The 26,012-nt window shown below is 34.5% G+C and carries 23 protein-coding genes; 12 read left to right on the top strand and 11 right to left on the bottom strand.

Annotation, left to right across the window (positions count from 1 at the left end; translation table 11 throughout):
- Positions 1-4: 4 nt before the first annotated feature.
- On the bottom strand, positions 5-1,441 hold the full coding sequence (locus JHL15_RS15975; RefSeq protein ID WP_200247327.1) for a mannitol dehydrogenase family protein: 1,437 nt from the start codon (positions 1,439-1,441) through the stop codon (positions 5-7).
- 165 nt (positions 1,442-1,606) lie between these two features.
- Here JHL15_RS15975 and JHL15_RS15970 point away from each other — a divergent pair, with 165 nt between their 5' ends.
- A complete protein-coding gene (locus JHL15_RS15970; RefSeq protein ID WP_200247325.1) occupies positions 1,607-2,617 on the top strand; it encodes a LacI family DNA-binding transcriptional regulator in 1,011 nt (336 codons plus the stop codon).
- A gap of 383 nt (positions 2,618-3,000) precedes the next feature.
- Here JHL15_RS15970 and JHL15_RS15965 read toward each other — a convergent pair whose 3' ends face one another.
- A complete protein-coding gene (locus JHL15_RS15965) occupies positions 3,001-3,252 on the bottom strand; it encodes a hypothetical protein (protein ID WP_200247323.1) in 252 nt (83 codons plus the stop codon).
- 220 nt (positions 3,253-3,472) lie between these two features.
- On the opposite strand from JHL15_RS15965, the gene JHL15_RS15960 reads away from it, so the two are divergent.
- The 3 genes from JHL15_RS15960 (at position 3,473) to JHL15_RS15950 (ending at position 7,346) form a co-directional block, all read left to right on the top strand.
- On the top strand, positions 3,473-3,817 hold the full coding sequence (locus tag JHL15_RS15960) for a phage holin family protein (RefSeq protein ID WP_200247320.1): 345 nt from the start codon (positions 3,473-3,475) through the stop codon (positions 3,815-3,817).
- A 953-nt stretch (positions 3,818-4,770) separates the two neighbouring features.
- On the top strand, positions 4,771-6,765 hold the full coding sequence (locus JHL15_RS15955) for a S9 family peptidase (RefSeq protein ID WP_200247318.1): 1,995 nt from the start codon (positions 4,771-4,773) through the stop codon (positions 6,763-6,765).
- 89 nt (positions 6,766-6,854) lie between these two features.
- Entirely contained in the window at positions 6,855-7,346 is a 492-nt protein-coding gene (locus JHL15_RS15950; RefSeq protein WP_200247316.1) for a DNA-deoxyinosine glycosylase, read from the top strand.
- A 436-nt stretch (positions 7,347-7,782) separates the two neighbouring features.
- Here JHL15_RS15950 and JHL15_RS15945 read toward each other — a convergent pair whose 3' ends face one another.
- From JHL15_RS15945 to JHL15_RS15920, 6 genes are all read right to left on the bottom strand, one after another.
- The gene (locus tag JHL15_RS15945) at positions 7,783-8,817 is read right to left on the bottom strand and encodes a phosphotransferase enzyme family protein (protein ID WP_200247314.1); all 1,035 of its coding nucleotides are present in this window, start codon (positions 8,815-8,817) and stop codon (positions 7,783-7,785) included.
- Positions 8,793-9,719, bottom strand: coding sequence for a nucleotidyltransferase family protein (locus JHL15_RS15940; protein WP_200247312.1), 927 nt, complete (start codon positions 9,717-9,719; stop codon positions 8,793-8,795). Before JHL15_RS15940 ends, JHL15_RS15945 begins: the two co-directional genes overlap by 25 nt.
- Positions 9,709-11,100 carry a Gfo/Idh/MocA family protein gene (locus tag JHL15_RS15935; protein WP_200247310.1) on the bottom strand — a complete coding sequence of 464 codons (1,392 nt, stop codon included), beginning with the start codon at positions 11,098-11,100 and terminating at the stop codon, positions 9,709-9,711. The genes JHL15_RS15940 and JHL15_RS15935 overlap by 11 nt, the downstream gene beginning before the upstream one ends.
- Before the next feature lie 97 nt (positions 11,101-11,197).
- Complete coding sequence (locus JHL15_RS15930) at positions 11,198-12,271, bottom strand: serine hydrolase domain-containing protein (protein ID WP_200247308.1); 1,074 nt, start codon at positions 12,269-12,271, stop codon at positions 11,198-11,200.
- A gap of 103 nt (positions 12,272-12,374) precedes the next feature.
- Entirely contained in the window at positions 12,375-13,910 is a 1,536-nt protein-coding gene (locus tag JHL15_RS15925) for a M61 family metallopeptidase (protein WP_200247306.1), read from the bottom strand.
- A gap of 68 nt (positions 13,911-13,978) precedes the next feature.
- The gene (locus JHL15_RS15920) at positions 13,979-14,671 is read right to left on the bottom strand and encodes an AIM24 family protein (RefSeq protein WP_200247304.1); all 693 of its coding nucleotides are present in this window, start codon (positions 14,669-14,671) and stop codon (positions 13,979-13,981) included.
- A gap of 179 nt (positions 14,672-14,850) precedes the next feature.
- Between JHL15_RS15920 and queA the strand changes: the two genes are divergently transcribed.
- The 5 genes from queA (at position 14,851) to JHL15_RS15895 (ending at position 20,090) form a co-directional block, all read left to right on the top strand.
- Complete coding sequence (gene queA, locus JHL15_RS15915; RefSeq protein ID WP_200247302.1) at positions 14,851-15,900, top strand: tRNA preQ1(34) S-adenosylmethionine ribosyltransferase-isomerase QueA; 1,050 nt, start codon at positions 14,851-14,853, stop codon at positions 15,898-15,900.
- 77 nt (positions 15,901-15,977) lie between these two features.
- On the top strand, positions 15,978-17,012 hold the full coding sequence (rlmN, locus tag JHL15_RS15910) for a 23S rRNA (adenine(2503)-C(2))-methyltransferase RlmN (RefSeq protein ID WP_200247300.1): 1,035 nt from the start codon (positions 15,978-15,980) through the stop codon (positions 17,010-17,012).
- Positions 17,013-17,087: 75 nt separating this feature from the next.
- On the top strand, positions 17,088-18,014 hold the full coding sequence (locus tag JHL15_RS15905) for a sterol desaturase family protein (protein ID WP_200247298.1): 927 nt from the start codon (positions 17,088-17,090) through the stop codon (positions 18,012-18,014).
- A gap of 145 nt (positions 18,015-18,159) precedes the next feature.
- Positions 18,160-19,038: a hypothetical protein gene (locus JHL15_RS15900; RefSeq protein WP_200247296.1), complete on the top strand. Its 879-nt coding sequence runs from the start codon at positions 18,160-18,162 to the stop codon at positions 19,036-19,038.
- A gap of 74 nt (positions 19,039-19,112) precedes the next feature.
- Positions 19,113-20,090, top strand: a complete 978-nt coding sequence (locus tag JHL15_RS15895; RefSeq protein ID WP_200247294.1) for a polyprenyl synthetase family protein — start codon at positions 19,113-19,115, stop codon at positions 20,088-20,090.
- 196 nt (positions 20,091-20,286) lie between these two features.
- Here JHL15_RS15895 and JHL15_RS15890 read toward each other — a convergent pair whose 3' ends face one another.
- The gene (locus JHL15_RS15890; RefSeq protein WP_200247292.1) at positions 20,287-20,580 is read right to left on the bottom strand and encodes a hypothetical protein; all 294 of its coding nucleotides are present in this window, start codon (positions 20,578-20,580) and stop codon (positions 20,287-20,289) included.
- A 137-nt stretch (positions 20,581-20,717) separates the two neighbouring features.
- Here JHL15_RS15890 and JHL15_RS15885 point away from each other — a divergent pair, with 137 nt between their 5' ends.
- Positions 20,718-23,150, top strand: coding sequence for an alpha-ketoacid dehydrogenase subunit alpha/beta (locus tag JHL15_RS15885; protein WP_200247290.1), 2,433 nt, complete (start codon positions 20,718-20,720; stop codon positions 23,148-23,150).
- Between the two features lie 72 nt (positions 23,151-23,222).
- Here JHL15_RS15885 and JHL15_RS15880 read toward each other — a convergent pair whose 3' ends face one another.
- Positions 23,223-23,384, bottom strand: a complete 162-nt coding sequence (locus JHL15_RS15880; RefSeq protein WP_200247288.1) for a bacteriocin-like protein — start codon at positions 23,382-23,384, stop codon at positions 23,223-23,225.
- Positions 23,385-23,511: 127 nt separating this feature from the next.
- Here JHL15_RS15880 and JHL15_RS15875 point away from each other — a divergent pair, with 127 nt between their 5' ends.
- Entirely contained in the window at positions 23,512-23,991 is a 480-nt protein-coding gene (locus JHL15_RS15875) for an ASCH domain-containing protein (RefSeq protein ID WP_200247286.1), read from the top strand.
- Positions 23,992-24,093: 102 nt separating this feature from the next.
- Here JHL15_RS15875 and JHL15_RS15870 read toward each other — a convergent pair whose 3' ends face one another.
- Positions 24,094-25,296, bottom strand: a complete 1,203-nt coding sequence (locus JHL15_RS15870; RefSeq protein ID WP_200247284.1) for a C1 family peptidase — start codon at positions 25,294-25,296, stop codon at positions 24,094-24,096.
- 211 nt (positions 25,297-25,507) lie between these two features.
- Between JHL15_RS15870 and JHL15_RS15865 the strand changes: the two genes are divergently transcribed.
- Positions 25,508-26,011, top strand: a complete 504-nt coding sequence (locus JHL15_RS15865) for a GbsR/MarR family transcriptional regulator (RefSeq protein WP_200247282.1) — start codon at positions 25,508-25,510, stop codon at positions 26,009-26,011.
- Position 26,012 lies beyond the last annotated feature (1 nt).

Genomic DNA, 26,012 nt, shown 5'->3' with positions numbered 1-26,012 from the left:
TACATTAGTTTACGATAGATTCTAAAACAGGGGTAATACCATTATCCTTTATATCATCGACAAACTGCTTGTACAATGTGACGAATGCATTTACTTTTTCTAGCTCAATGCTTTTAAACGCAGAAAGACTTAAAAAATCAACAGGGTTATCACTTTGTATTAAAGTCCCATCCTCGGAAGTTATCCATGGTTCGCCGATCTCATATGAAGAACCTTTATCATCCGCTTTATATTTTAAATAATGCCTGTAAGAAGCTATAAGAAAGGCTATTCGGGTGAGGTCCTTATCATCATCAATCATTTTTGCAAGATTGGGCATAATATATACCGGAAACTTTGAAATTCCATCAAAACATAATCTGCTAACCTGATCACTTACACTGTGATTGGAAAATCTTTCAATTAATGTTTGTTTATAGAGATCTAAGTCAGTATGAGCTGGGGCAGGGACGTAAGGAGTGATATCAATATTCATAAAATCCCGAATCAGTCTGACGATACTTTGATCTTCCATAGCCTGATCAACTTTACGATGACCTTTTAAAAAAGAAGGGTAAGATAATAAGGTGTGGGAAGCATTAAGGAGGCTTAGTTTCATATTCTCAAAAGCAGTAACATCATCGGTAAATTCTACCCCTGTTTTTTCCCACTCAGGTCTTCCTGCAATAAAGTTATCTTCAATGACCCATTGGATGAAATCTTCGCAATAAACAGGAGCTTTATCGTTCCAGTCACTTTTTTCATTAAGTCTTTCAATATCCTGAGGAGTCGTGGCAGGTGTAATTCTGTCGACCATACTGTTTGGAAAAGTCACATTGTTTTTTATCCAGTTTCCCAGCTCTTTATCCTGAGCCTCTATAAAAGTGGTGAACGCTCTTTTAGCTGTATTTCCATTATGCTGAAGATTATCACATGAAAGGATGGTAACCCCTACTGCACCATTGTCTTTACGGAGTCGAAGCCCTTCGGCGATGAAGCCAAAAACTGTTTTAGGAGCACTTTGATTTTTTAGATCATATTGGATCTGCGGATCATTTAAATTGAATTCATTAGTCTCCTTATCCAGGTTATAGCCTCCTTCTGTAATTGTTAAACTGATTATTTTTACTGCCGGATCAGCAATTTTAGCAATCACAGCCTCAGGATTTTCTATTCCCCAAATCAATTCAGTCAGAGAACCTATCTTATACATTTCATCTTTTCCATTTCTTCCGCAAACAGTGAGGGTATAGTCCAGATTTTGAGATCTCAGGTCCTTTACTATTTTTTCATCAGAAGGAAGCAGTGCTATTCCGCAAATTCCCCATTGCTGCTGATTTTTGTTCTCTAGCAGAAGATTGGTGTAATACTGCTGGTGAGCTCTGTGAAAATTTCCGACACCAATATGTACAATACCGGTTTTGATATCTTCACGTTGATATGGATAAGAAATAGGAGTCATATACTATAGTTTTTAAATTGAATGTTAATTGTTTGCTAAACTTATATTAATAAATCTATTGCCTGTTGTTTTTCGTTGTGAAATTGATAATGGGAACGTTCCCAGAATTTGGGAACGTTCCCATTTGCTTATTTTTTTGTTATTTTTGACAAAAAAGACCCCTTGATGAAGCGTGTAACCATTAAAGATCTGTCGAAATTTTTGTCATTATCTACCTCTACCATCTCCAGAGCACTGCTTAATGATAAAAATATCAACCCGGAGACCCAGAAAAGAGTAGTAGAAGCTGCAGAGAAATTAGGCTATAAACCTAATTCTACAGCTTTGAATTTAAAGTATGGAAAATCCAAAAATATAGGATTGGTCGTACCGGAAATGATCACTCCTTTTTCGTCTAAAGTTCTCAGAGGAATTCAGAATGTTTTAGATCCGCTAGGTTATAGGGTAATAATAACCCAGTCGGATGAGAATCCATTGATCGAAAGAGAGAATCTTAAGCTTTTAGAAGAGTTTAATGTAGATGGTATTATCATTAATCTTTGTCATGAAAGTCTTAATGAAGAAGTCTATAAAAAACTTATCGAGAATGATATTCCAATAGTCTTTTTCGACAGGATACCAGGGAAATCATTACAGGCTTCCAGGGTGATCGTTGATGATCAGATCAAAGCATCATTGGTTGTAGAGCACCTGATCAATACCGGAAGAAAGAGGATTGCTCATATTATGGGGCCATTAACGATAAGAAACGTGACAGAAAGAGCGAATGGATACAAACGTATTGTAGCGAAATATAATCTTACCGATCCGGATCTGATTGTTTCTACAGAAGGAATGACCTTTGAAGATGGTAGAAAAGCTGTACAGAAACTATTGGATAAAAATATTCATTTTGACAGTATTTTTGCTTTTTCCGATACATTAGCTATTGGAGCAATGAACTACCTCCATGAGCAGAATATAAAGATCCCTGAGGAAGTAGCAATTGCGAGCTTTTCAGGAACAGAGCTGGCCACTATTGTACATCCTCAGCTGACAACAGTTCAGCAACCGCTGGAGAAAATGGGTGAAGCAGCTGCCCAATTAATACTGGAAAAAATAAAGGATATATCATCTTCGGATCAGACCATTATTATGGAAACAGAACTCATTTACAGGGCATCTACAGCTACTTAAATTTATTCTCTTTTATTAATTACAATAATAAAGGATAAAATGAAAAGCAGTGAAAGTGCACTTATAACAAACAGGTTCACCTGTATGATCATCGATATGATTAGCAGTACAATAGAAGTAATCATAAGATACTTGAAATAATTGGTGTATCCTTTTTTCATGGTAAGATTATTAGCAATTGCAAAATTAGAAAAAAGACAAATATATTTGCTTTCAATTTTGAATTTCGTAAAGCTTTTGAAAAATTAGTACAATATTTCTCCAAGATAAATCTATAAAACCTTTCTACTCCAGTACAGTCATCTATTATATTCACTAATAGCACTACTAAAAAACAATTGCCTAAGGATTCCTTAGGCAATTTGTCCATTTTAAAAAATAGATTAATCATAATTCTCTTCAATCCATCTAAGACATTCCTGATAGTATCGGTTTTGATCCTCAGATTGTAGATAGGGTGCATTAATAAATGCATTATCAGCAATTTTTTGCATGATTTTTTCAAGGGTTCTACCACTGAAATCAACTCTTGTTTTTTGAATTGAACCATACTTCAAATGATCTTTGTGGATATGCCATGAAGAATCTTTTCCTGCATCTACTCTGGTGAGATTACTAATGTGTGTGCTGTCCATGATTTTAATTTTTAGGGGTTGTGAGAATAAAATTCAGGAATAAAACAGGAATGACTCAAAGGGAAAATACCCATTTTTGAAAAATAGGTGTTTTCCCTTATTGAATTGAAAATCGAAACTTTAGCAATCCCCATGAATAAAGACTTTTATTAATCACTCACGCGGCTCTCCTATGGAATGAGTTTTGATACTCCTATACAAACTATTAAAATATTAACATATGAACTTAATTATCCGTTTACTCATTACTGCGGTTGTTGCGTTTCTTTTAACAAAAATTTTACCAGGAGTACATTTTGAAGGTTTTTCATCCGCGATTATTTTTGCTATCGTTCTGGGACTTTTAAATTTATTCGTAAAACCTATTTTAAGTCTTTTTGGACTTCCTTTAACGATCATCACCTTAGGATTATTTGCTTTAGTAATTAATGCATTGATCATTCTTCTTGCAGATTATTTCATAGACAGCATGGTTGTAGATGGCTTCTGGTGGGCATTTATTTTCAGTATTGCACTGTCCCTGATTACCTCTCTGGCTAATTCTATGTTCTCAGATGGTGACTAATCCAATAGAACGATACAATATCAAAATACAATCCGTTAAGTAATCTGACGGATTTTTATTTTATATGAACAAAGACTTTGTCATTGCGAACGAATAGTGCCTGTGCTGAGCCTGTCGAAGTAAAGCAATCTCATTTCATAATAATAATCAAAGTATCTGTGAAAATCTGAACTATCTGTGGTTAAAAATGAAACCACTAAGGTCATAAAAGCTTTTAAACAGGTAAGGAAGTGTAAAATTGTATTGTACAAAAGAACAGATAATATGAAAATCAAAAAAATTAAATTCACTGTGTGGATAGCAATAGTCTAGATTCCTACAGAATGACAACTTTGCGCATAGGCTAAAACACCATATCATTCCGCAGTGATCTAAACAAAGTAAATTGTAAAAAGGATATAACAAATCTATGTGATCTGCTAGCAAAAAATTAAACCACAAACCTAAGGTTCGACGTAGTCAAAAGTCACAAAAGTTTTTATATACGCTGTCATTGCGAACGAATGATGCTTGTACTGAGCCTGTCGAAGTAAAGCAATCTCAACCCACAACAGTCTTAACACTTAAGCTACTTTAGGTTTAGTATATATTACATAAGAAGAATACATAATTTTCAAAAAATCAAAGATTTTATTTTACAATATAGAGAATCTGTGTAATTTGTGAAATCTGTGGGAATCAAAATAACCACAAAAGCTTTAAACACGTAAGCTGTTTTTAAGTTTAATATGTGATGTATAAAAAGTACACTTAAGTTTCTTAAAAATCAAAGATTTTTAGAGTACCCAAACCATTTTTATCGAAGATAAAAATCCTTGCGCCTTAAAAGCATATAAATAATAAAGAAAATTTAGCGCCTCTGCGTCTAACAAAACACAAGATAATTGTTAATTCCTTCGCTTATTTTTATTATAAGTACTAAATTTGGCAATCTTTGAATTAAACAGCAATTTATGAAACTTAAGTATAGCCTGCTGGCTTTAGCAGCCCCACTTTTAATGAATGCACAACAGTTAATGACGCCTGAAATTCTTTGGACTTTGAAAAAAGTGGGAGTACAGGCCGTTTCACCCGATCAGTCTTCTCTTATTTATAAAGTAGGACAAGTAGATCTGAAAACAGAAAAAACAAAAAACGAGAACTATTTTCTGAATGTTCTTAATAATCAGTCTTCAAAATTAGATCTAGGTAAAAAATCTCTTATTCAATGGGATAAAAATGGGATCTATGCACAGGAAGGAGATAAAATTTTCCTTTCTAAAGATAATGGTAAAAACTGGGCAGAATTTTATACCATTGGTGAAGTTGATAATATTGTAATTTCTCCTGACGGAAAGAAGATCGCTTTCAGTAAGCAGGTTTTAGTTGAGAAATTGATGGGGAAAGATAAATACAATGATACTCCAAAAACAACAGCACAGGTATACACTGATTTGAACCACAGACACTGGGATTACTACAATGAAGGAAAATATAACCATGTGTTTGTAGTCAATACTTCAGATAAAGTAGAATCATCAAAAGATCTACTGGAAGGGAAAACCTGGGATTCTCCACAGAGACCATTTGGAGGAACAGAGGATTTCATTTGGAGCCCCGATTCTTCTCAACTTTTATATGTTACTAAGCCGAAAAGTGGGAAAGAATACTCTACAAGTACCAATACAGATATTTTTGCTTACGATCTGGCTTCTGGTGCTACAAAGAACCTTACAGAATCAAATAAAGGATATGATGTGAATCCTAAATTCAGCCCTGATGGTAAATCATTAGTATGGCAGAGTATGGAAAGAGATGGTTATGAGGCAGATAAAAATGATGTGAAAATCATGGACTGGAAGTCTGGAAAAACGGAGAATCTTACAAAAGGTTGGGACGAAAGCGTTTCAGGAGATGTATTCTGGAGTGGCGACTCTAAAGCAATCTATTTTACGGCAGCGTTCAGAGGAACAAAGCAATTATTTTCTTTAGATCCTAAAAATGCAAAAGTTCAGCAGATCACAAGAGGTGATTTTGATGTTAATGAAATTTTCACAGATAATAAAAACACTCTGTTAGTTGGTAGAACAGATATAAATCATGCGACAGACCTATTCTCCGTAAACATTAAAAACGGTGAAATAAAGCAGGTAACTGAAGCTAATAAAGATGCATACGCAAAATTAGCTCAAGGAAAATCTGAATTAAAAATGGTAAAAACCACGGATGGAAAAGAAATGGGAGTATGGTTCCATTATCCACCGAATTTCGATCCTAATAAAAAATACCCAACTTTAGTATACTGTCAGGGGGGACCTCAATCTGCATTGACTCAGTTTTTCAGTGTAAGATGGAATTTTGCCTTAATGACAGCCAACGGATATATCGTTGTAGCTCCAAACCGTAGAGGGATGCCAGGATGGGGAACAAAATGGAATGAGGAAATTTCTAAAGATTGGGGTGGACAACCCATGAGAGATTATCTTGCAGCTACCGATTATGCAAAAACTTTACCTTATGTAGATGGGGAAAGAGTAGCGGCTGTAGGAGCAAGTTATGGTGGATATAGCGTGTTTATGTTAGCGGGAATTCATGATAACAGATTCAAAACGTTTATTGCTCATGACGGATTATTCGATATGAAATCCTGGTACTTGACAACAGAAGAACTTTGGTTTGCGAATTGGGATTTAGGTTCTCCTTGGGAAAAACCGCTTCCAAAGGCATATACAGAGTTTAACCCTAGTAATTTTGTTGAAAAATGGAATAAGCCAATTATGATCTTCCAGGGAGGGATAGATTACCGCGTTCCTTATGAGCAAGGTCAGGAAGCTTTCCAAGCTGCGAAATTAAGAGGGTTGAAAACAAAATTAGTGTATTTCCCTAACGAAAACCACTGGGTGCTTCATCCTCAAAATGGTTTGGTGTGGCAAAGAGAATTCTTTGACTGGTTGAAAGAAACATTATAACATACAATATCAATAGAAACGGGCTTTAGCCCGTTTTTTTATTTATAAAACATTCAAATGGCTTTAGCCAAATTTTATATATTCGAATCATGCAAAACCGGATTTCCTCATTTCCTCCTATTATTGACGCTCAATCTAAAATTTTAATTTTAGGTTCTATTCCAGGAGTAAAGTCTTTAGAAATGCAACAATACTATGCTCATCCACAGAATAAATTCTGGAAGATCATTTTTACTTTGCTCAATGAGAACTTTACAGAAGATTATTTGGAAAGAGTAAGTGTTTTAAAGAAACATCATATTGCTCTTTGGGATGTTATCGATACCTGTGAAAGAAAAGGAAGCCTGGATTCAGAGATCAGAAACGAAGAAGCCAATCACATTGAAGAACTTTTGGAGCGATATCCTAATATTAAAGCGCTTTACTCTAATGGTGGAAAATCCTATAAAAACTTACAGAAGGTTTTAGGAAAAAATTATAAGCTCCCAGTTATTTTACTTCCTTCAACAAGTCCCCTTCATACCGTTTCATTTGAAAAGAAATTAGAAGAATGGGTGAAGATTTTGGACTTTTTGAAGTAGGTTATTAACTACTTGCAGATTGAACAGATTTTGAATTTAACATTCATTTATAAGGCCAGTGAAATTCAGTCACTTCTCGATACGATTTTTTCAAAATCTACTCGAAGTGACGAGAGCTATTTCAATATTTATTTACCGTGAATTCGAGTATTTTTAGTAATATAGGATGTAATCCTTCGAACGTAGTTTAATAGATAAATGTATCGAGAACTTTTTGAGAAGAAACCAAAATTTTCAAACAACTTAGTTTCTCGCGAATCATACGGATTACGCAGATTTGCTGTATTCTTTTTTACATTTATTTTGTTTAGATTCCTACGGAATGACAACTTTGCGCATACGAGCTAAAATACGATATTTGTCATTCCGTAGGAATCTAAGCTATTATTATAATTAAACTCAATAAGTTGATGTTCAAAGCTAAATACTTAAAGGGCTAATCAACCTTCAGATAACTTCTCAAACCTTTCAGCAACTCCAATTGGTTCTTCGTTCGGTCAAGGTTATGCTCCGGATAGGTTGTAGAGTAATAAGTGCTTCCATTTACATAATCGGTAAGAAAACGAAGACCTTGAATATAGATTGCTACCTGTGCTGCATAATCAAGATTTTTAAACTCTTCAGGAGTCAATTGATCCTTAAGATGAAATAAAAAACCTTCCTTTACCGATTCGAAAATTTCTGAATTGAAATTATTATGAGCGGTTCCATCATCCTCATTAGTAGTATTGGTGTAAGATTGAATCATGGTTCCAAAATCATAGAGAATTGTGGAAATCATTATCGTATCTAAGTCAATTATCGCCATTGGATCATAATTCTGATCAAAAAGAATATTGCTGATCTTAGCATCAGCATGAACAATTCTTTTAGGGAGTTGGCCATTATTTTGCATTTTGATCCATTCATCAGGCAACCACAACAATTGATTCATCAGTTCTATTTCAGCTTTTGCATTTTCTTTTAAAGAAGATGATCCACTTTCTAATGAGATTTTATAGTCTCTAAGTCTCTTTTCAAAATTGAGAAAATCCGGTAAAGGATCTTCAATAATTGGAAGAGTTTGAGTATTAATGATACTAAGAAAATATCCCACTGCTTTTGCTGCCTTAAAAGCTGTTTCCGGTGAAGGAACTGTAAGAAAGGTAATGCTGTTATCAATGAAGCTGGTCATTCGCCATGAATCTCCATTTCCATCTTTGATTAAAAATTCCTCTGAAGAGGACGAAATCGGTTGTGTAATGTGGAGATGATATTGGCCCTCCTGAAGGATTTTGTTTATTTCCAGATGGTTATTGACGATGAATTCTGGGTTTTTAAATACCTGTGTATTGATTTTTTGTAAAATATATTTTTCCTGGGTTTCATTATTTTCTACACAATAAGTAGTATTAATCAATCCGTTGTTGATCGGAGTAACTGTACAATTATCAGTGCCAATAAATTTTAGGATAATGCTATTGAGTTCCATAAATTTTTTGGATATCGATGGTTTTGGATTTCTGTTTCAAGATAATTTTTTAAAATAATCTTATCATCGGGATAGGTCATTCCTAACCAATGCGACGGTGAGGTTCTGACTAATATTTTGATTTCCTTCTCCTCATTCATCTTCTGTAAGGCAGTAGGAATATAAAACTCCTCTTTGGGTTGTGGATCTGACTTTATAAAATCATTAAAATAAATTTCTAATGAATCGAATATAGTAGGATGGAAAATAAAATAATTCATCGAAACCAAAGTATCCGGATCTACTTCTATTTCTTTTCCATTTTCTTCGGTGTAGACAATTGTATCATTTTCTTTTCGAATAGAAGTCTGCTCTTCTACTTTTAGCAAAAAGTGATCATCATCTACTGTGCATATACCTCTGGCTACTGTACCATTATTACTTAGTGTGGTAGAAAGAGGATAGGCAATGAGTTCAAATTGAGATTCGGAAATATTTTGATGATCGATCTCCTTTGATGCCAGCTGATATATTTCCTTGCCATAAAAATCGTCTGCATTAATCATTACAAAAGGTTCAGTAATATACTCTTTTGCACAAAGTACTGCATGTCCCGTACCCCAGGGTTTTTCACGGGATGAATAATCATACCCTGCAGGAATATATTTGTCCATATCCTGATATACCCAATGCAACTCAAAGTTATTGGCTTTGGAAATATCTTCCAGTCTTTCTATGTAGCTTTCAGGGATAAAACGATTGATAATAATCACAATTTTATTGAAGCCAACCTTTACGGCATCATAAATGGAATATTCCAGAATAGGAGAACCATTGCTCAATATTCCATCTACTTGTTTAAGGCCTTTATAGCGGGAGCCTAAGCCACCGGCTACTATGAGAAGTGTTTTTTTAGAATTCATCAGTCATTCCGAATATAGGTTTGCGGCTTTTCCATTGTCCTTTTGTAAAATCAGGGATCTCAACTACTTGTCCTCCTTTGGCAATAGATTTTTCACTAAGTGGTGTTATTGAATACCAGGTTGCTAAATCGTAAACATCCATAGGAAATTCTATATTTCGTTTTATACATTCAATAAAAGTGTTCATCACAAAGAAATCCATACCTCCATGTCCTGCTCCTGATGCCTTGCCTTCAAATTTTTTCCACATCGGATGGTCATAATCTTTGATCCATTTTTCAGTATTATCCCATTTATGGGTATGATTCATTGTTTTTTCAAAATAGATATGTCCCTGATCAGCTCCTCCGGAACCGAAATCCTGCCATATTCCATCAGTTCCCTGTACCCTGAATCCAAGGTCATAAGGTCTTTGTAAACTTGTATCATGGGTCAGAAGGATCGTTTCTCCATTAGCGCAAGCTATCTGCGTAGTTACAACGTCTCCTTGATTAAATTTCACTTTAGCACTTGGATGATTTTCACCCCCTTTAGGATGCTCTACAATGTATTTGTGCAAGCCGAGAGATTTTGAAGAAAATGATGATAAATGGGTTAATCTGTTTCCACGGTTGACATCCATCATCATAGAGATAGGACCTAATCCATGAGTAGGGTAGAGCTCTCCATTTCTTTTGACATAATGCTCTGTTCTCCACTTCGCTTCACTAAAACCTTTTTCTCCAAATTCTGCTCCGGAATTGTATGGTGTAACACCGTCATTGAATAAAACACCACGCAGGTCATGCTGATAACCACCTCTTCCGTGAACCAATTCTCCAAACATTCCTTTACGGACCATATTCAGAATGGCCATTATATCTCTTCGGTAGCATACATTCTCCATCATAAAAATGGGAACTTTTGTCTCTTCGTAAGTTTTTACAAACTCCCAGCAATCTTCCAGTTTGATAGCTCCGGAAACTTCCATTCCAACAATCTTCTTCGCCTTCATAGCTTCAACACCTTGCGTAAGGTGCCATTCCCAAGGAGTAGCAATAACCACTGCATCGATATTGTTAAGTTTCAGAAGGTTTCTGTAATCATATTCACCATTTGAGAACTCTTTGGCCTCTGGCTTATTATTGTCTTTTAAGATTTTCTGACTGGCAGATAACATGATTTTACTTGGATCTGCAAAAGCAACAATTTCAACATCATCTCTTTTCGCCAGTAATTTTACATGTTCTTGTCCCCGTAATCCGACTCCTATAAAACCAACCCTCACTTTTTTATCGGTTGTAAAACCTTTTGAATAGGCAAATAAAGAATGGGGTAATACAAGTGCTCCAAAGGATGCCAATGCTGTTGTTTTAATGAAGTTTCTACGGGAATTACTCATAAATGGTATTTTTGATTAAAGATATTATTTTAATTTAAAGATATTAAAATATCAATAACCAGTGAATCATTTTATCTTAAAATTGATTTTATCTCTATTATTGTCCGTAGTAGGCACTTATTAGCCTTTCTCTCATCTTATTCAGATACTTGATATCCTTAGTGTTGGATAGTATGATCACCGTTAGATTTTTTTCCGGTAGATGAACCCAATTGGCACTATGTCCATAACCCTCACCCTGACGTTCTACGAATAATGTCGTCATATTCCCAAATTGCTTAGGATATACCCAAAACCCCAAAGCAGTATCTTCAAGCTCCTTTGAAGAAGTAAGCATAGTGTCTAAAGTTGCCTTTTTTAATAATACATGGTTGAAAACCGCCTGATCAAAAATCAGAAGATCTTTCGGACTTGAATACATCCCTCCCGCAGTATACAGATTATCGATGTATGTATTCGTAGGAGTGTGGAGAGCAAACGGATCCGAATCTGTCTCAGAATATCCATCATCAATATTCTGAACAATATCATTATGGTGAAGAAGGCCTGTGTTATTCATTTTGAGAGGTACTAGAATCTGTTCTTTTAAAACTTCTTCAAAAGATTTACCATATATATTTTCAATGATTTTCCCAAGCAGGATATAATCTCCATTGTTGTAGCTGAATTTTGTACCTGGCTTATTAATGAGTTTTTCAGATAAAAAGGTCTTGATAAAATCATCAAGATTCCAGATGGTACTGTCATAAGCCTTATGAATCAACTCTGGAGTACTGATATCTTTATTAAATCTTCCACTGCTATAAGTTAGCAGATTTCTTACAGTTGCCTTCTTTGCTGCTTCACCTTTGTAGTCGGGTAAATAAGTAGCAATAGGAGCATCCAGATTGATTTTTCCTCTTTCATAAAGCTGCATGATCAGCACAGCAGTAAATGATTTGGTTAGGGAAAAAATATGAAATTTGGTGTCGTCTGAAAAATTGATATTGTAATGTCTGTTAGATAACCCTTTATAGGTAAGCAATTCGGTCTTGCCATTTTGAGCTATTAATACAGCTCCGTTGAAGTTATCATTTTTAACACTGGAATCGATTACTTTTTCCACATTTGAAATCTGAGCATGAGCCACACTTGTTGCTATTAAAAGAAGGGTGGCAAGAATATTTTTCATAGTAAACAGTTTTATTAAAGGTGATTGTTGAAAATAAATTGCAATTTTTTTATAGAGCGCAACATATGGCAAATAACATCTATCCTATGTTGATATTTAAAATCTACTGATTGATCCACGCCTTCCTCAAGGCTATTTGTTTTGAATCGGGATTAGCTAATGTACTTACCTTTCCAGTCATTTCATCATAATCAAAACCTACTTTGGAAAGATATTCTTTCAAAGGAACAGGCTTCGTACCTTCTATATAATCTCTGAAAAATGAACGGATTTGTGGAAAAGTCATTTTTGTAATTTCATCGAATAGATCATCATCGTTAAAATATTTATCCTCTCCATATTTTTGCATAAGCCGTTGCATTAGATCCTGGGTGCCCATTTTTCCACCTGAAAGTTCACGCAGTCTTATATCTAAACATAAACTGAGTAATGGTCCTTTCTGGTAAAAATTCATGTATTGATCCTGTCTTTCTATGGCATTCTTACTTATTTCTGTAAAAGGTAAATGATTGTCAAACTCCTTCATACCCTTTATCTTTTCTTCCAGCTTTTTTTCAAAATCTACCAGGCTGATCATTTTTTGTTTGATAGGCATGTGTATGGTTGCATATTCTGTCATCCCTTCATAAAGCCAAAGGTGTTTGGACATGGTAGGATTTAAAAAATTATAATGCTGAATGTCTCCCGAATGAATATGGAGTGGAGTTATAATATGAAAGAATTCGTGTGATGCAACCCTGTTCAAAGCATCTGGTAGAAAGGCCATACTTTTAGAGCGATATAAACAAACTGTTGATCGTGAGTGTTCTAGTCCATCACCTATCGATCCTTTTTCATTTGAGGATTCAAAATAAATAAGAAAAGCATATTTATTTACGGGCAATTTTCCACCCAGATAAGCTTGTTGATTTTTTAGAATATTTTCTATGTCATCAGCTATTTTTTTTGAATAATGACGTTCCTTTTTATTATAAAATGATACAAGTACTTCGGTAGTGCCAATCTTTAACCACGTCGTATCGGGAACACAATAAAGTACTGGAGAATCAACTAATTGCCTGTAATCTTTTGCCCAGACAATATCTGTACTGTCATTTTTTCTTTTATAATCCAAAGCTGAAGAAGCATAAAAGTCTTTATTTTTCTTGATATTGATTTCATAAGGAGTATCCTTCAATTCTTCAAAGTATCCTACCAAAGAATTGTAATTGATTACAGAGACCGAATCTTTTATGAATAGGCTACCCGCTGATTTGGGACCATCGGTACTTTGCTGTAAAGAGTTCCACCCGTTAGTAACTTTGTATGATATCTTATCCACCTTCTTAAGGTCATTTACTTTCCAGCTATTTTTATCCAAACGCTCTGAAGCTATTTTTTTTCCGTTTTTATCGGTTGCGCTGAAATCAGAAATGTACTGTCCAAAATTCATAGCCTGATAAATTCCAGGGATCATTTTTGGAATGACAAATTTCCCTTGTTTCAGACTGTTTTTAGGTGGAGTAAAAGAGACTCTAACTTCATTATTCGATATATGGATCAGATCTATATTGTATTCATAGTTTTTCTTTGGTGATTGTGCTGTAATCACACTCGGGAAAAGAATCAGAATGAGAAATACTTTTACAAGGCTATTCATTTTCTTTTGTTTTAATGCTTAACAAAAATAAGGAGTTTAGCTATATCAATTACCTGTATTAGACCCTATTATTTTTCTACGGCATATACTTCCTCATAAGGTTGGATAAGAACCCATCCGTTTCCTGAAAACTTCATCTGGAACTCTTCACCACTTCCTCTACCCATTAAGCTTTTAAAAGAAACATTGGTTTTTAATTCAGGTGTTAAATTTCCAGACCATGCAACGGTTGCATTGGGATCTGTAAAAACCGGATTATCCGGAGTTATCATAAGAGTTAATGGTTCTCCATGAGTAGTAATAGCAACATGTCCGGTTCCTGAAAGCTTCACCTGGAATAGTCCACCGGATAGCATGCCTGCAATACTTTTTAGCATGGTAATATCGCTCTTTATACTTTGCTCATGCGCCAGAACATCATTGCCATTTACACACAACGCTTCATTATTTAGATAAAGGATACGAACTTTTTTTCCTGAATCAGCCACATACAGCTTTCCGGTACCTTCTGCTTTCATCAATCTCGTTCCTTCACCACTAATCGCTTTTTTCAAAAGATTTCCAATGCCTCCGGCTAACATACCCTGTCTTTCAAAATTGATATTTCCAATGTAGCCAACCATACTGCCTCTTTTGGTCCAAACCGATTGGTTATTAAGATTGATCTCTAAAAGCTGAGGTTTTTCAAGTTCAAAATAATCTCTCTCCTGCGGATTTTCTTTTGTTTCATTTATGAATGATTCCAATGAATACTTGCTCATAATTAGTAATTTTTTAGGAAGCCAAATTACATCTTTTTTACATTGAATTGGATGGTGATTATTAACCATTTGATAGCTTTATAAAATAATACTTGACAAAGGGGTATTCAATGTCGTATATTTGCACTCCGAAAATTACACTTGTAATTTCAATAATTTTTAAACCGTAATTTAAAAAAATGAAAACATCCGATTTTAATTTTGACCTTCCTGATGAGTTATTGGCAGAACACCCATCTGAGCACAGAGATGATGCCAGACTAATGGTTCTTGATAGAAAAACTCAAACTATAGAACACAAGTTGTTTAAAGATGTAGTAGATTATTTCGATGAGAATGACTTATTTATTTTCAATAATACAAAAGTTTTTCCTGCACGTCTTTATGGAAATAAAGAAAAGACAGGTGCTAAGATTGAAGTATTCCTTTTAAGAGAACTAGACAAAGAAACTCGTGTTTGGGATGTATTGGTAGATCCTGCAAGAAAAATAAGAATTGGGAATAAATTATTCTTTACTGAAGATGAATCTTTAGTAGCTGAGGTTATTGATAATACAACTTCAAGAGGAAGAACTTTAAGATTCTTATTTGACGGTTCTTATGATGAGTTCAGAACAAAATTAAAAGAATTGGGAGAAACTCCACTTCCAAAATATATCAAAAGAGCAGTAGAGCCTGAAGATGCAGAAAGATACCAAACGATCTATGCAAAAATTGAAGGAGCTGTAGCAGCACCTACTGCAGGGTTACACTTCTCAAAGCACTTGATGAAGAGATTGGAAATCAAAGGAATTGATTTTGCTGAGGTTACCCTTCATGTTGGTTTAGGAACTTTTAACCCAATTGAAGTTGAAGATCTTTCTAAACATAAAATGGAATCTGAAGAGATTATCATCGATGAGAAAAATGCTGAGATCATTAACAGAGCAGTAGATGCGCACAGAAGAGTTTGTGCTGTAGGTACTACAACAATGAGAGCATTGGAAACTTCAGTTTCTTCAAACAAAAAAATCTCTGCATTCAACGGTTGGACAAATAAATTCATTTATCCACCTCACGATTTTGGAGTTGCTAACTCAATGATCACTAACTTCCACACACCGAAATCTACATTAATTATGATGATTGCAGCATTTGCAGGAAGAGATTTCGTAATGCATGCCTATGAAGAAGCCGTAAAAGAAAAGTATAAATTCTATTCTTACGGTGATGCAATGTTAATACTTTAATAAGATATTAGATATCAGGTAGCAGGTAAAAGTTCTCTTACCACCTGCTACCTACTATCTACCACCTATTACCTATCATGAAAGATATTCGAACTTTATCACTAGATCAGCTTAAAGACTATTTTTTGACTTTAGGCGAAAAGCCGTTTCGTGCGAAACAGGTCTATGACTGGTTGTGGAGTAAAAACCTCCATTCTATTGATGAAATGACGAATCTTTCAAAACAGCTTCGTGATAAAATTTCAGCAGAATATACCATCAATCCCGTATCCGTCGACCTGCTTCAAAAAAGTACAGACGGAACCATTAAAAATGGGGTTAAGCTTCACGATGGTTTAATGGTAGAATCAGTTTTGATTCCTACAGAAACAAGAACGACTGCTTGTGTTTCTTCACAAGTTGGATGTTCATTAAACTGCGAGTTCTGTGCTACAGCAAGACTGAAGAGAATGAGGAATCTTGAAGTTGCTGAAATCGTAGATCAGGTCGCTCTTATCGACAATCAAAGTAAAATGTACTTTGACAGACCTCTTACCAATATTGTTTTTATGGGAATGGGGGAGCCGATGATGAATTACAAAAATGTAGTTGAGGCGATCCGAAAAATTACCCAACCAGAAGGTTTAGGAATGTCTCCAAGAAGAATCACAGTTTCGACATCTGGAATTCCAAAAATGATCAAGATGTTGGCAGATGATGAATTGAGGGTAAAACTAGCTTTATCTCTGCATTCAGCTATAGAATCCAAACGTAATGAGATTATGCCGTTTTCTGATAAGTTTCCATTAACTGATATCATGGAAGCGCTTCAATATTGGTATAAAAAAACAGGTAACACAATTACTTTTGAGTACTGCGTATGGAAAGGTATTAACGATGGCGATGAAGATATTAAAGCCCTAATCAAATATTGTAAGCAGGTCCCTTCTAAAGTTAATCTTATCCAATATAATCCAATTGGGGATGGTAAATATGACCAATGCAACAAACAAGCAGAGGATAATTATGTTCGTCAACTTGAAAATGCCGGTATTACGGTAATGATCAGAAAAAGCCGTGGTGGAGATATAGATGCTGCATGCGGACAATTAGCCAATAAAGTTACCGATTAAAATTTCCTTAAAAAATTAGCAAAAATAGATTTCTGATTTTTATAATACCCTACCTTTGCACAAAACTAGTAAATAATGAACTACTTTTTGGGTGAAGATGGATTAGAAAATGTCTATGCCTGGGCAATTCCCTTTCATGCTACCGTTATTTTAGCCGAAATGATCTATAGCCACGTTTCTGAGGCTAAACTCTATGATAAAAAAGATGTAGCAACAAGCGTTTTTTTAGCATTGCTGAACTTTGGTTTGGATCTGATCATGAAGGTTTTTGCAATGGGAGTGATGTTTTTCTTTTACAATCACCGTCTTTTTTCATGGGATTTTACAATCTGGTATTGGCTGATCTGTTTCGTCATTACTGACTTCGCATATTATGTACTTCACTATGTCGATCATCATTCGAGAGCTTTTTGGGCGGTTCATATTACTCACCATAATTCGGAATACTTTAATCTTACCACCGGATTCAGAAGTCCGGTATTACAGCCCCTTTATAGGTATTTATATTTTTCTCCGCTTGCCTTTTTAGGTTTTAATCCATGGCATATTATGGTTGTGTATGCTATTGGCCAGGTATATGGGACATGGGTTCATACTCAAACTGTAAAAAAGATGGGATTCTTAGAGCATATTTTAGTAACGCCTTCCCACCATCGGGTACATCATGCCTGTAATATTAAATATCTGGATAGAAATATGGGAATGTGCCTGATCATCTGGGATAAAATGTTTGGAACTTTTGAAAAAGAAGATCCCAATATCCCGGTTAAATATGGTATCTATCCTAAAATGCCGGACAATAAACCTGATACTGTTTTGTTTTACGAATGGAGAAAAATATGGAAAGATATTAAACAGCCCGGTTTGAAATTTTCAGACAGGATCAATTATATTTTCAACTCACCAGGGTGGAGGCATGATGGTACCGGAAAAACGGTAAGACAGTATCAAAAAGATTATTTTGCAAGGAAAGCTCGTAGACAACATAGAAAGTCAGCATAGACCTTATCAAATTAAGGTCAATCAATAGGAACGGGCTTTAGCCCGTTTTTTTGTGAAATAAAATCCATCGGCTTTAGCCAAAACCTATGATTCAATTTTTATTTCAAAAAACGATCAATTGTAACGAAAATCGTATTTTTATAGTATGAAAAAGGTTATCCTCATTTTTGCAGTGCTTGTTTTTCAGGCAGGTTTTTCTCAACAGGCTGATTTCTTTAAAATAAAAAAATACAGAATAGCTTTTCTTGAAGATCAGATTCAGGAAACTTCAGGGTTGAATTTCTTTAATGGAAAGCTCTATACTTTTAATGATAGTGGCAATAGTCCTGAGCTTTTTGAGATAGATAAAAAATCCGGAAATGTTGTAAATGTTTTTAAAATTAAAGCTAAAAATAAGGATTGGGAAGCCCTGACAAATGATGGGAATAATTTTTATATAGGCGATTTCGGAAATAATACGGGCACCCGAAAAGATCTTGAAATTTACAAAGTCCCTTTCTCTAATGATAGTTTAAGGAATGATCTGATCAAAACAATTTCTTTTTATTATCCCGAACAGAAGGAATTTATTTCAAAAAATACCAATAATGACTTTGATGCAGAAGCTATGATCTATCTGAATGGGAAACTCCATATTTTCACTAAAGAATGGGCGTCGAAAGCAACTTCACATTATACTATTGATCCGGAGATTTTCAAACAGCAAAAAGCTGAAAAAGTAGAAACCTTTAAAACTGATTTTGTTGTAACGGATGCCTCTTATTTTGATAAAAAACTTTATTTAGTCGGCTATACAAAGAAGACGGAAGTTTTCCTGGATGTATTTAATGAGACTGAGCCTGGGATTTTTTTTAAAGAAAGATCAAAACATTATTATTTAGGAAGTTCTACCTCAATTGGACAGATTGAAGGGATCGCAGTGGATGATAAAGGGCTCTATATTTCGGGTGAAAAATTCAGATATCCATTGGGAACTGTAAAACAGAGCCTGTACTTTATTCCAAAAGAAGAATTCAAAGATTGAATTTTCTACTAAAATTACCCGAAAAAAATTATCTTTGTGCATATTAATAATTATTTATCCATCACTCATAGATTTTGGCAAATATTGTAGAAGAAATCAAGCATCCGATTAATGAGGAAATGAAACTTTTCGAAGAGAAGTTTTATGAATCAATGCAGAGTAAAGTTCCCTTATTAGATAAAGTAACCCGTTTCATTGTTACTACTAAAGGAAAACAGATGCGCCCAATGTTTGTATTTCTGTGTGCCAAGCTCGTTGGAGATGTCAATGAAAAGACCTACCGTGGAGCTTCCATGATCGAATTGATCCATACGGCGACATTAGTTCATGATGATGTCGTAGATGAAAGCTTTAAGAGACGAAACTTTTTTTCCATTAATGCATTATGGAAAAATAAAATTGCAGTTTTGGTAGGAGATTATTTATTATCAAAATCAGTTCTACTTTCTACAGATCATAAAGACTACGATTTACTTTCAGTAATTTCCAGAACCATCAGAGAAATGTCTGAAGGAGAACTTCTTCAATTGGAAAAAGCCAGAAAGCTTGATATTACAGAAGACGTTTACTATGAGATCATCCGTCAGAAAACAGCAACATTGATTGCTGCTTGTTGTGAGGTCGGAGTGTTATCTAACAGTGTAGACGAAAAGCTTGCCAAAAGAATGCAGGATTTCGGAACTTACACAGGAATGGCATTTCAGATTAAAGATGATTTATTCGATTATTTGAGTTCTAATGTTATAGGAAAACCGGTTGGTATAGATATTAAAGAACAAAAGATGACGCTACCTCTGATTCACGCCTTAAAAATTGCGGGTGAAAAAGACAGAAAGTATTTTTTCAATACCATAAAACGGTATAACAACGATCAAAAACGTGTAAAAGAACTCATTGCTTTTGTGAAAAGTTCAGGTGGTTTAGATTATGCTATCTCTGTGATGAAAGATTTTCAACAAAAAGCGAAAGATCTTCTCAATGAATTTCCGGACTCAGAAGCTAAAAGATCATTACACAGTATGCTGGATTATGTGATTGAGAGGAAATTTTAAAACTCATTATCTGCCCCTTCAACATCATCACTTTTATAATTTGCATAATTCTATATTGTATTCATTTACCAGTATAGGATGTGTAAATGTCTGTTTCTTCAAATTATCCTCAAATAAAGCGAATTCGATTATAAAGATACATTGAAGTTTCCTACTAATTGTTTTTGATGTTTATAGTAGATTTACGAATAAATACTTACATTATTCTTATTGTCACGATTACAACAGCTAAGACTATGCAAAATAAGGCAATTAAAAATAAATAATCTGCAATATTTTCAAACTTGGTTTCCCGTTTTTCGTTGTGTGTTCTTATGGCAAGAAAGGAAAAGAAACAACTGCATGCAAAAAGAATACATGCCACTCCGGCAAATTCGTCCAGATACGTACTGCCACTGATTTTAGTGATTTTCAATGAAGTGATTATAATCAGAGAAAACCCTAAAAGATTGCTGGATGCATTTAATATATGGGGTGACTTTTTTTCCATTTATACAAATTTATTCAAAATAAAACACAATTTCTGTTATTATCAAATTTTTAAAAAAGATTATTAAAAATTAAAATTAATTTAAAAAGTGTATATTAGCAAAATACTTCTAGAACTAAAAATTTTTATATTTGGCTATGCAAACAACCTATATTGAAACACAGAAGATTTCCTTTCAAGATTTTAAAAATCAAATACTTGAAGACTATAAATTAGGGAGAATTTCTCGTGAAATGTCTTACCTGGGTAGAAGAGAAGTTCTTACAGGAAAAGCTAAATTTGGGATCTTCGGTGATGGTAAAGAATTACCACAGCTGGCAATGGCGAAAGTTTTCAGAAATGGAGACTTCCGTTCAGGATACTACAGAGACCAGACTTTTGCCTTATCTGTAGATGCTTTAACGGTTGAAAGCTTTTTTGCACAGTTATACGCAGATACCAGCGTAGAGAGAGAGCCTGCATCAGCGGGAAGACAGATGAACGGTCACTTCGCGACAAGAAGTTTAAATGAAGATGGAAGCTGGAAAGATTTGATGGCTCAGAAAAATATTTCTTCTGATATTTCTCCTACAGCAGGACAAATGCCGAGATTATTAGGATTGGCACAAGCTTCTAAAATATACAAGTCCGTAAAATTTGATGGTTCAGAAAAATTCTCAAAAGACGGAAACGAAATTGCTTTTGGAACTATTGGGGATGCTTCTACTGCAGAAGGTCATTTCTGGGAAACACTGAACGCAGCATGTGCTCTTCAGGTTCCGATGATTGTTTCAATCTGGGATGATGGATATGGAATATCTGTTCCTACGAAAAACCAGAGAGCTAAAGCAGATATTTCTGAAATGCTAAGTGGCTTTCAAAGAAAAGAAGGAGAAAATCAGGGCTGTGAGATTATTCAGGTAAAAGCTTGGGATTATCCTGCTTTATTGGATGCTTACGCAAGAGCAGAACATTTTGCAAGAACTGAAAGTGTTCCTGTGGTAGTACATGTAATTGAAGTTACCCAACCACAAGGTCACTCTACTTCAGGTTCTCACGAAAGATATAAGAATGAAGAGCGTCTTTCATGGGAAGCAGATTTTGATGGATTGATAAAATTCAAAGAATGGATTTTAAACTATTCAATTGAAATTGAAGGAAAAGAAGAGGTTATTGCAACAGCAGAAGAATTAGAGGCAATTGATGAAGAGGCTAAAAAAATGGTAAAAGCAGGTCAGAAAGTGGCTTGGGAAAATTACCAGAATACCATTTCAGATTTGTCGAAGTCTGTTTTACCTTTAGTGGAAAATCTTAAAGGACAAAATGCAGAAATTGAAAACTATATTGCTCAGTTTAATAAATTAATCTCTAAAGCTAAGAAAGATATTTTCCATTTGGTTAGAAAATCTCTGTTAGCGACAAGAGGATCAAATACTGCAGAAAGAAACCAATTGATACAAAAGTATAATGAGGTTTTTGAAGTAGAAAAAGACAATTATTCTTCTCATCTTTATTCTCAGTCTCAATGGAAAGCTGAAAATATTAAAGAGGTTAAACCTGTGTATTCTGACAGCTCAGAAGATGTAGATGGTAGAGTAGTGGTAAGAAACAATTTTGATAAAATATTCGAAAAATATCCTGAAACACTTGTCTTTGGTGAGGACGCCGGAAATATCGGTGATGTAAACCAAGGGTTGGAAGGGATGCAGGAGAAATATGGTGAAGTTCGTGTTGCAGATACAGGTATCCGTGAAGCTACTATTTTAGGTCAGGGAATTGGTATGGCAATGAGAGGGCTAAGACCTATCGCTGAAATCCAGTACCTTGATTACATTTTATATTGTATTCAGGGGATGAGTGATGATTTGGCAACGGTTCAGTACAGAACGAAAGGAGGACAGAAAGCTCCTGTAATTATCAGAACAAGAGGACATAGATTAGAAGGTGTTTGGCATTCAGGTTCTCCTATGGCTGGAATTCTTAACCTTTCAAAAGGAATTCTTGTACTTGTTCCTAGAAACCTTACAAAAGCAGCCGGATTCTATAATACCATGCTTCAAAGTGATGATCCGGCAGTTATTGTTGAATGTCTGAACGGATATCGATTAAAAGAAAAACAGCCAGATAACTTAGGTGAATTTACAGTTCCTGTAGGGAAAATTGAAGTAACGAAAGAAGGAAAGGATGTTACATTAGTAACGTATGGTTCTACATGGAGAATCGTTATGGAAGCTGCAGAAGAATTGGAAAAATTAGGAATCTCTTCAGAGGTTATTGATGTTCAGTCTTTAATTCCTTTTGATTTAACAAATGAGATTGCTGAGAGTGTAAAGAAAACAAACAGATTGGTTGTTATCGATGAAGATGTGGAAGGAGGAACTTCAGCATTTATTCTTCAGCAGATTTTGGAGAAGCAGAAAGCTTTCAGATATTTAGATTCTGATCCGTTGACTATTGCAGCAAATGATCATCGTCCTGCTTACGCTAGTGATGGAGATTATTTCAGCAAGCCATCCTCAGATGATATGGTAGAAAAGATCTACGCAATGTTCAATGAAACAAATCCTCAAAAGTATCCTGCGATATTTTAAATAAGGATAAGCAATAAAAAAAAATCGCTTTCAGAATTTCTGAAAGCGATTTTTTATTGTAGCTATGATTGATTAGTCTTCAGGGCATTCAGTCAATCCTACATTGCACGTCCAATAACCAGGCATACCATTTTTACGTGGATGATAGCAAGTAATTCCTTCTGTGCAATCTGGTGGATTCCCTCCGTTAAGTCCCTTTAAATCATCTTTAGATAATTTTTTTAGATTTTTCATATTTCTTTAATTTGTTGATTAAGCTACAAATATAATATTTTTGACTTCACTGGAATTGCCTTTTTAATATTTTATTAATTCTTACATAAGGGATTTAATTCTTAAATTTGCGGTTTAAATTAACATTATGCCTTTAGATTACATAGCATCTTACTGGAATCAGTTTATAGATAGTTTAAAAGAAAAATCTTCTCCGGATTTAGAATTGTGTGGTTCTTTTCATTTTGGTGGAAAAGAGGATGCTTCATCTATCGCAAAGCTTGTTACAGCCGGAATTAAAACTGCAACAGGTTCGCTTTTGTGGGTATATGAATCAGAAAATAATCCAATCCCTTCTATCGGAGAATTTAATATCATAACAGACTCCAATGAGATGCCGGTTTGTGTAATTCAAACAAAAGAAATATCAATTGTTCCATTCAAGGAAGTGGGAACCAAGTTTGCTTTTGACAGTGGGGAGGGAGATAGAACGTTAGAGAGCTGGCGTGAAATATATTGGGAATATATACAGTCGGAATGTGAGCGCATTAACAAGGAACCTACAATGGAAACTCCATTGGTATGCGAATATTTCAAAGTAGTATATGCAGAGCCTTTTCAATTCTGATGAGTTTACAAAATAAAAGCTGCTCTTAGAAATTCTGAGAGCAGCTTTTTTTAACAGATTTAAATATCTAAAATTGTCATATCAAATGACAAAAGTGATTTTCTATAAACCAATATTTTTAGAAGGCTTTAATTGCTTTAAAATATTTTTTGGGATTGCATTTTTATGAACTAAAATAGCAGTTGACTTATATTCTACATATGGTCTTGTTACATAAATGTATCCTTCAAAATCATTGGTTACACCCCAGGAGTTTTTAACCATATAATATTCTTTTCCACTCTGATCTTTGGCCAATCCAACAATGTGCATACCGTGATCATCTGTTGTAGAAAGATTATTAAGAGCTTTCTGACGCATATCTTCAGTGATCGTTTTGTCTTTTTTCGGCTCTGTAAACAGTTCTTTTTTTACTTCAGGAGTAATTTGATCCAAATCTACATCTGGAACATAAGCAACCCCATTTTTGTATGAAAAATAAGGTTCAGAAACATCCGTTGCCCAACCCACAGAATATCCTTTAGATACAGCGTTGTCTACAATAGCAGTCAAATCTGTCATTGGAATATTCCAATCAGAATCATGGCTCCAGTTATCTGGAATTGGATTTACAAATTTCTGAAAATAAGGATAATCTTTGTATGAAGATAGTTCTACATAATCTTCAGGGTTAATTCCTACGACTTCATTAGCAAATGTTTTTGGAGTGTAAGATTTCCCATTATAGGTAAAGTTAGTTGGAACTTTTCCAAGATATTCATCTAAAATAGCATCTACTGAAGACATCCAGTTGTCAGAAAGCTTACCTTTTGATGAAGCCTGTACCAAACTATCCAATACAGTCTTTAGTTTATCTTGCATTTCTTTGAAGTTGTTGACAGTTTGTCCAGCTTTAAGACCTGTGTAAACTTCTTGTGGAACAGCACCATACTTTTTATACATGTTGATTACATCATGTAATTCTCCTCCGTCTCCCCAGCTGATTGCTCCATTGTTCAGAACAAACAATTTAGCTTTATCATGATAAGAATTTCTTGCAGTGAAAATTTCAGCAAGATCAACTGGCTTTTTACCCATACGCTGCATTTCAGACTCTAAGAAAGAGTTTCCTGAATAGCTCCAACATGTTCCTGAAGATCCCTGATTCTTTACCGAAGTGGCACCAACATCTTTTAGTGTGGTAAATTTAAAATTGGCATTTTGTGATTGATTGTTTTTTAACTTGTTGATCAAGTCATCTTGTGCGAACATCATACTTCCTGCAGACAAAACAAAAAGTAATGATGCAATTTTGTTATATTTCATTACTATAAAGATTATTATTTTAGTAGTCGTTGTAATTAGAGATTTGTTACAGGGGAAAAGGTTAAATTTATTAATAAATAAAAGTATAATATTAAAGAAAAAAAAATTTAAGAATTGAAATAATTTCCATGGTTTAAAATTAATTTTCAAAAATTATTGAAAGTTCAAAAATTATTATTACATTTGTAATAGAAATTCAAAAGAAAACAAAATGCAACTTTCAGAAGCTAAAGAAAAATACATTCAGACATGGGGAACGTTTGCTACCAATTGGGGGATCAACCGTACTATGGCGCAGGTTCATGCATTACTTCTGGCAAGTGGCAAACCTTTATCTACTGATGAGGTAATGGAGCAACTTGAAATTTCAAGAGGAAATGCCAATATGAATTTACGAGCTTTAATAGATTGGGGAATCGTAAAGAAAGAATTTGTAAAAGGAGATAGAAAGGAGTACTTCACTGCAGAAAAAGATGTTTGGTTTTTGTTTAAACAAATTACTAAAGAGCGTAGAAAGAGAGAAATAGAACCTGTGATATCTTTTTTAGAGGAACTCAAAAATATTGAAGATAATGATTCAGACGAGGCTAAAGAGTTTATCAAATTGATGCAGGATTTTAGCTCAGTAACTGGAAAGATCAATAATATTATGGATCTGGCGATTAAAAGTGATGATCACTGGCTGGTTGGGAAGATCACTAATTTATTAAAGTAAC

It is taken from the genome of Chryseobacterium paridis (assembly GCF_016595215.1).
Lineage (GTDB): Bacteria > Bacteroidota > Bacteroidia > Flavobacteriales > Weeksellaceae > Chryseobacterium > Chryseobacterium paridis.
The sequence above is the reverse complement of the archived record's forward strand: the minus strand, read 5'-3'. Positions and strand labels throughout refer to the sequence as shown.

Coding starts and splice junctions, on each gene's coding strand:
- JHL15_RS15975 (WP_200247327.1), bottom strand. CDS start 1,441: ATGACTCCTATTTCTTATCCATATCAACGTGAAGATATCAAAACCGGT.
- JHL15_RS15970 (WP_200247325.1), top strand. CDS start 1,607: ATGAAGCGTGTAACCATTAAAGATCTGTCGAAATTTTTGTCATTATCT.
- JHL15_RS15965 (WP_200247323.1), bottom strand. CDS start 3,252: ATGGACAGCACACACATTAGTAATCTCACCAGAGTAGATGCAGGAAAA.
- JHL15_RS15960 (WP_200247320.1), top strand. CDS start 3,473: ATGAACTTAATTATCCGTTTACTCATTACTGCGGTTGTTGCGTTTCTT.
- JHL15_RS15955 (WP_200247318.1), top strand. CDS start 4,771: ATGAAACTTAAGTATAGCCTGCTGGCTTTAGCAGCCCCACTTTTAATG.
- JHL15_RS15950 (WP_200247316.1), top strand. CDS start 6,855: ATGCAAAACCGGATTTCCTCATTTCCTCCTATTATTGACGCTCAATCT.
- JHL15_RS15945 (WP_200247314.1), bottom strand. CDS start 8,817: ATGGAACTCAATAGCATTATCCTAAAATTTATTGGCACTGATAATTGT.
- JHL15_RS15940 (WP_200247312.1), bottom strand. CDS start 9,719: ATGAATTCTAAAAAAACACTTCTCATAGTAGCCGGTGGCTTAGGCTCC.
- JHL15_RS15935 (WP_200247310.1), bottom strand. CDS start 11,100: ATGAGTAATTCCCGTAGAAACTTCATTAAAACAACAGCATTGGCATCC.
- JHL15_RS15930 (WP_200247308.1), bottom strand. CDS start 12,271: ATGAAAAATATTCTTGCCACCCTTCTTTTAATAGCAACAAGTGTGGCT.
- JHL15_RS15925 (WP_200247306.1), bottom strand. CDS start 13,910: ATGAATAGCCTTGTAAAAGTATTTCTCATTCTGATTCTTTTCCCGAGT.
- JHL15_RS15920 (WP_200247304.1), bottom strand. CDS start 14,671: ATGAGCAAGTATTCATTGGAATCATTCATAAATGAAACAAAAGAAAAT.
- queA (WP_200247302.1), top strand. CDS start 14,851: ATGAAAACATCCGATTTTAATTTTGACCTTCCTGATGAGTTATTGGCA.
- rlmN (WP_200247300.1), top strand. CDS start 15,978: ATGAAAGATATTCGAACTTTATCACTAGATCAGCTTAAAGACTATTTT.
- JHL15_RS15905 (WP_200247298.1), top strand. CDS start 17,088: ATGAACTACTTTTTGGGTGAAGATGGATTAGAAAATGTCTATGCCTGG.
- JHL15_RS15900 (WP_200247296.1), top strand. CDS start 18,160: ATGAAAAAGGTTATCCTCATTTTTGCAGTGCTTGTTTTTCAGGCAGGT.
- JHL15_RS15890 (WP_200247292.1), bottom strand. CDS start 20,580: ATGGAAAAAAAGTCACCCCATATATTAAATGCATCCAGCAATCTTTTA.
- JHL15_RS15885 (WP_200247290.1), top strand. CDS start 20,718: ATGCAAACAACCTATATTGAAACACAGAAGATTTCCTTTCAAGATTTT.
- JHL15_RS15880 (WP_200247288.1), bottom strand. CDS start 23,384: ATGAAAAATCTAAAAAAATTATCTAAAGATGATTTAAAGGGACTTAAC.
- JHL15_RS15875 (WP_200247286.1), top strand. CDS start 23,512: ATGCCTTTAGATTACATAGCATCTTACTGGAATCAGTTTATAGATAGT.
- JHL15_RS15870 (WP_200247284.1), bottom strand. CDS start 25,296: ATGAAATATAACAAAATTGCATCATTACTTTTTGTTTTGTCTGCAGGA.
- JHL15_RS15865 (WP_200247282.1), top strand. CDS start 25,508: ATGCAACTTTCAGAAGCTAAAGAAAAATACATTCAGACATGGGGAACG.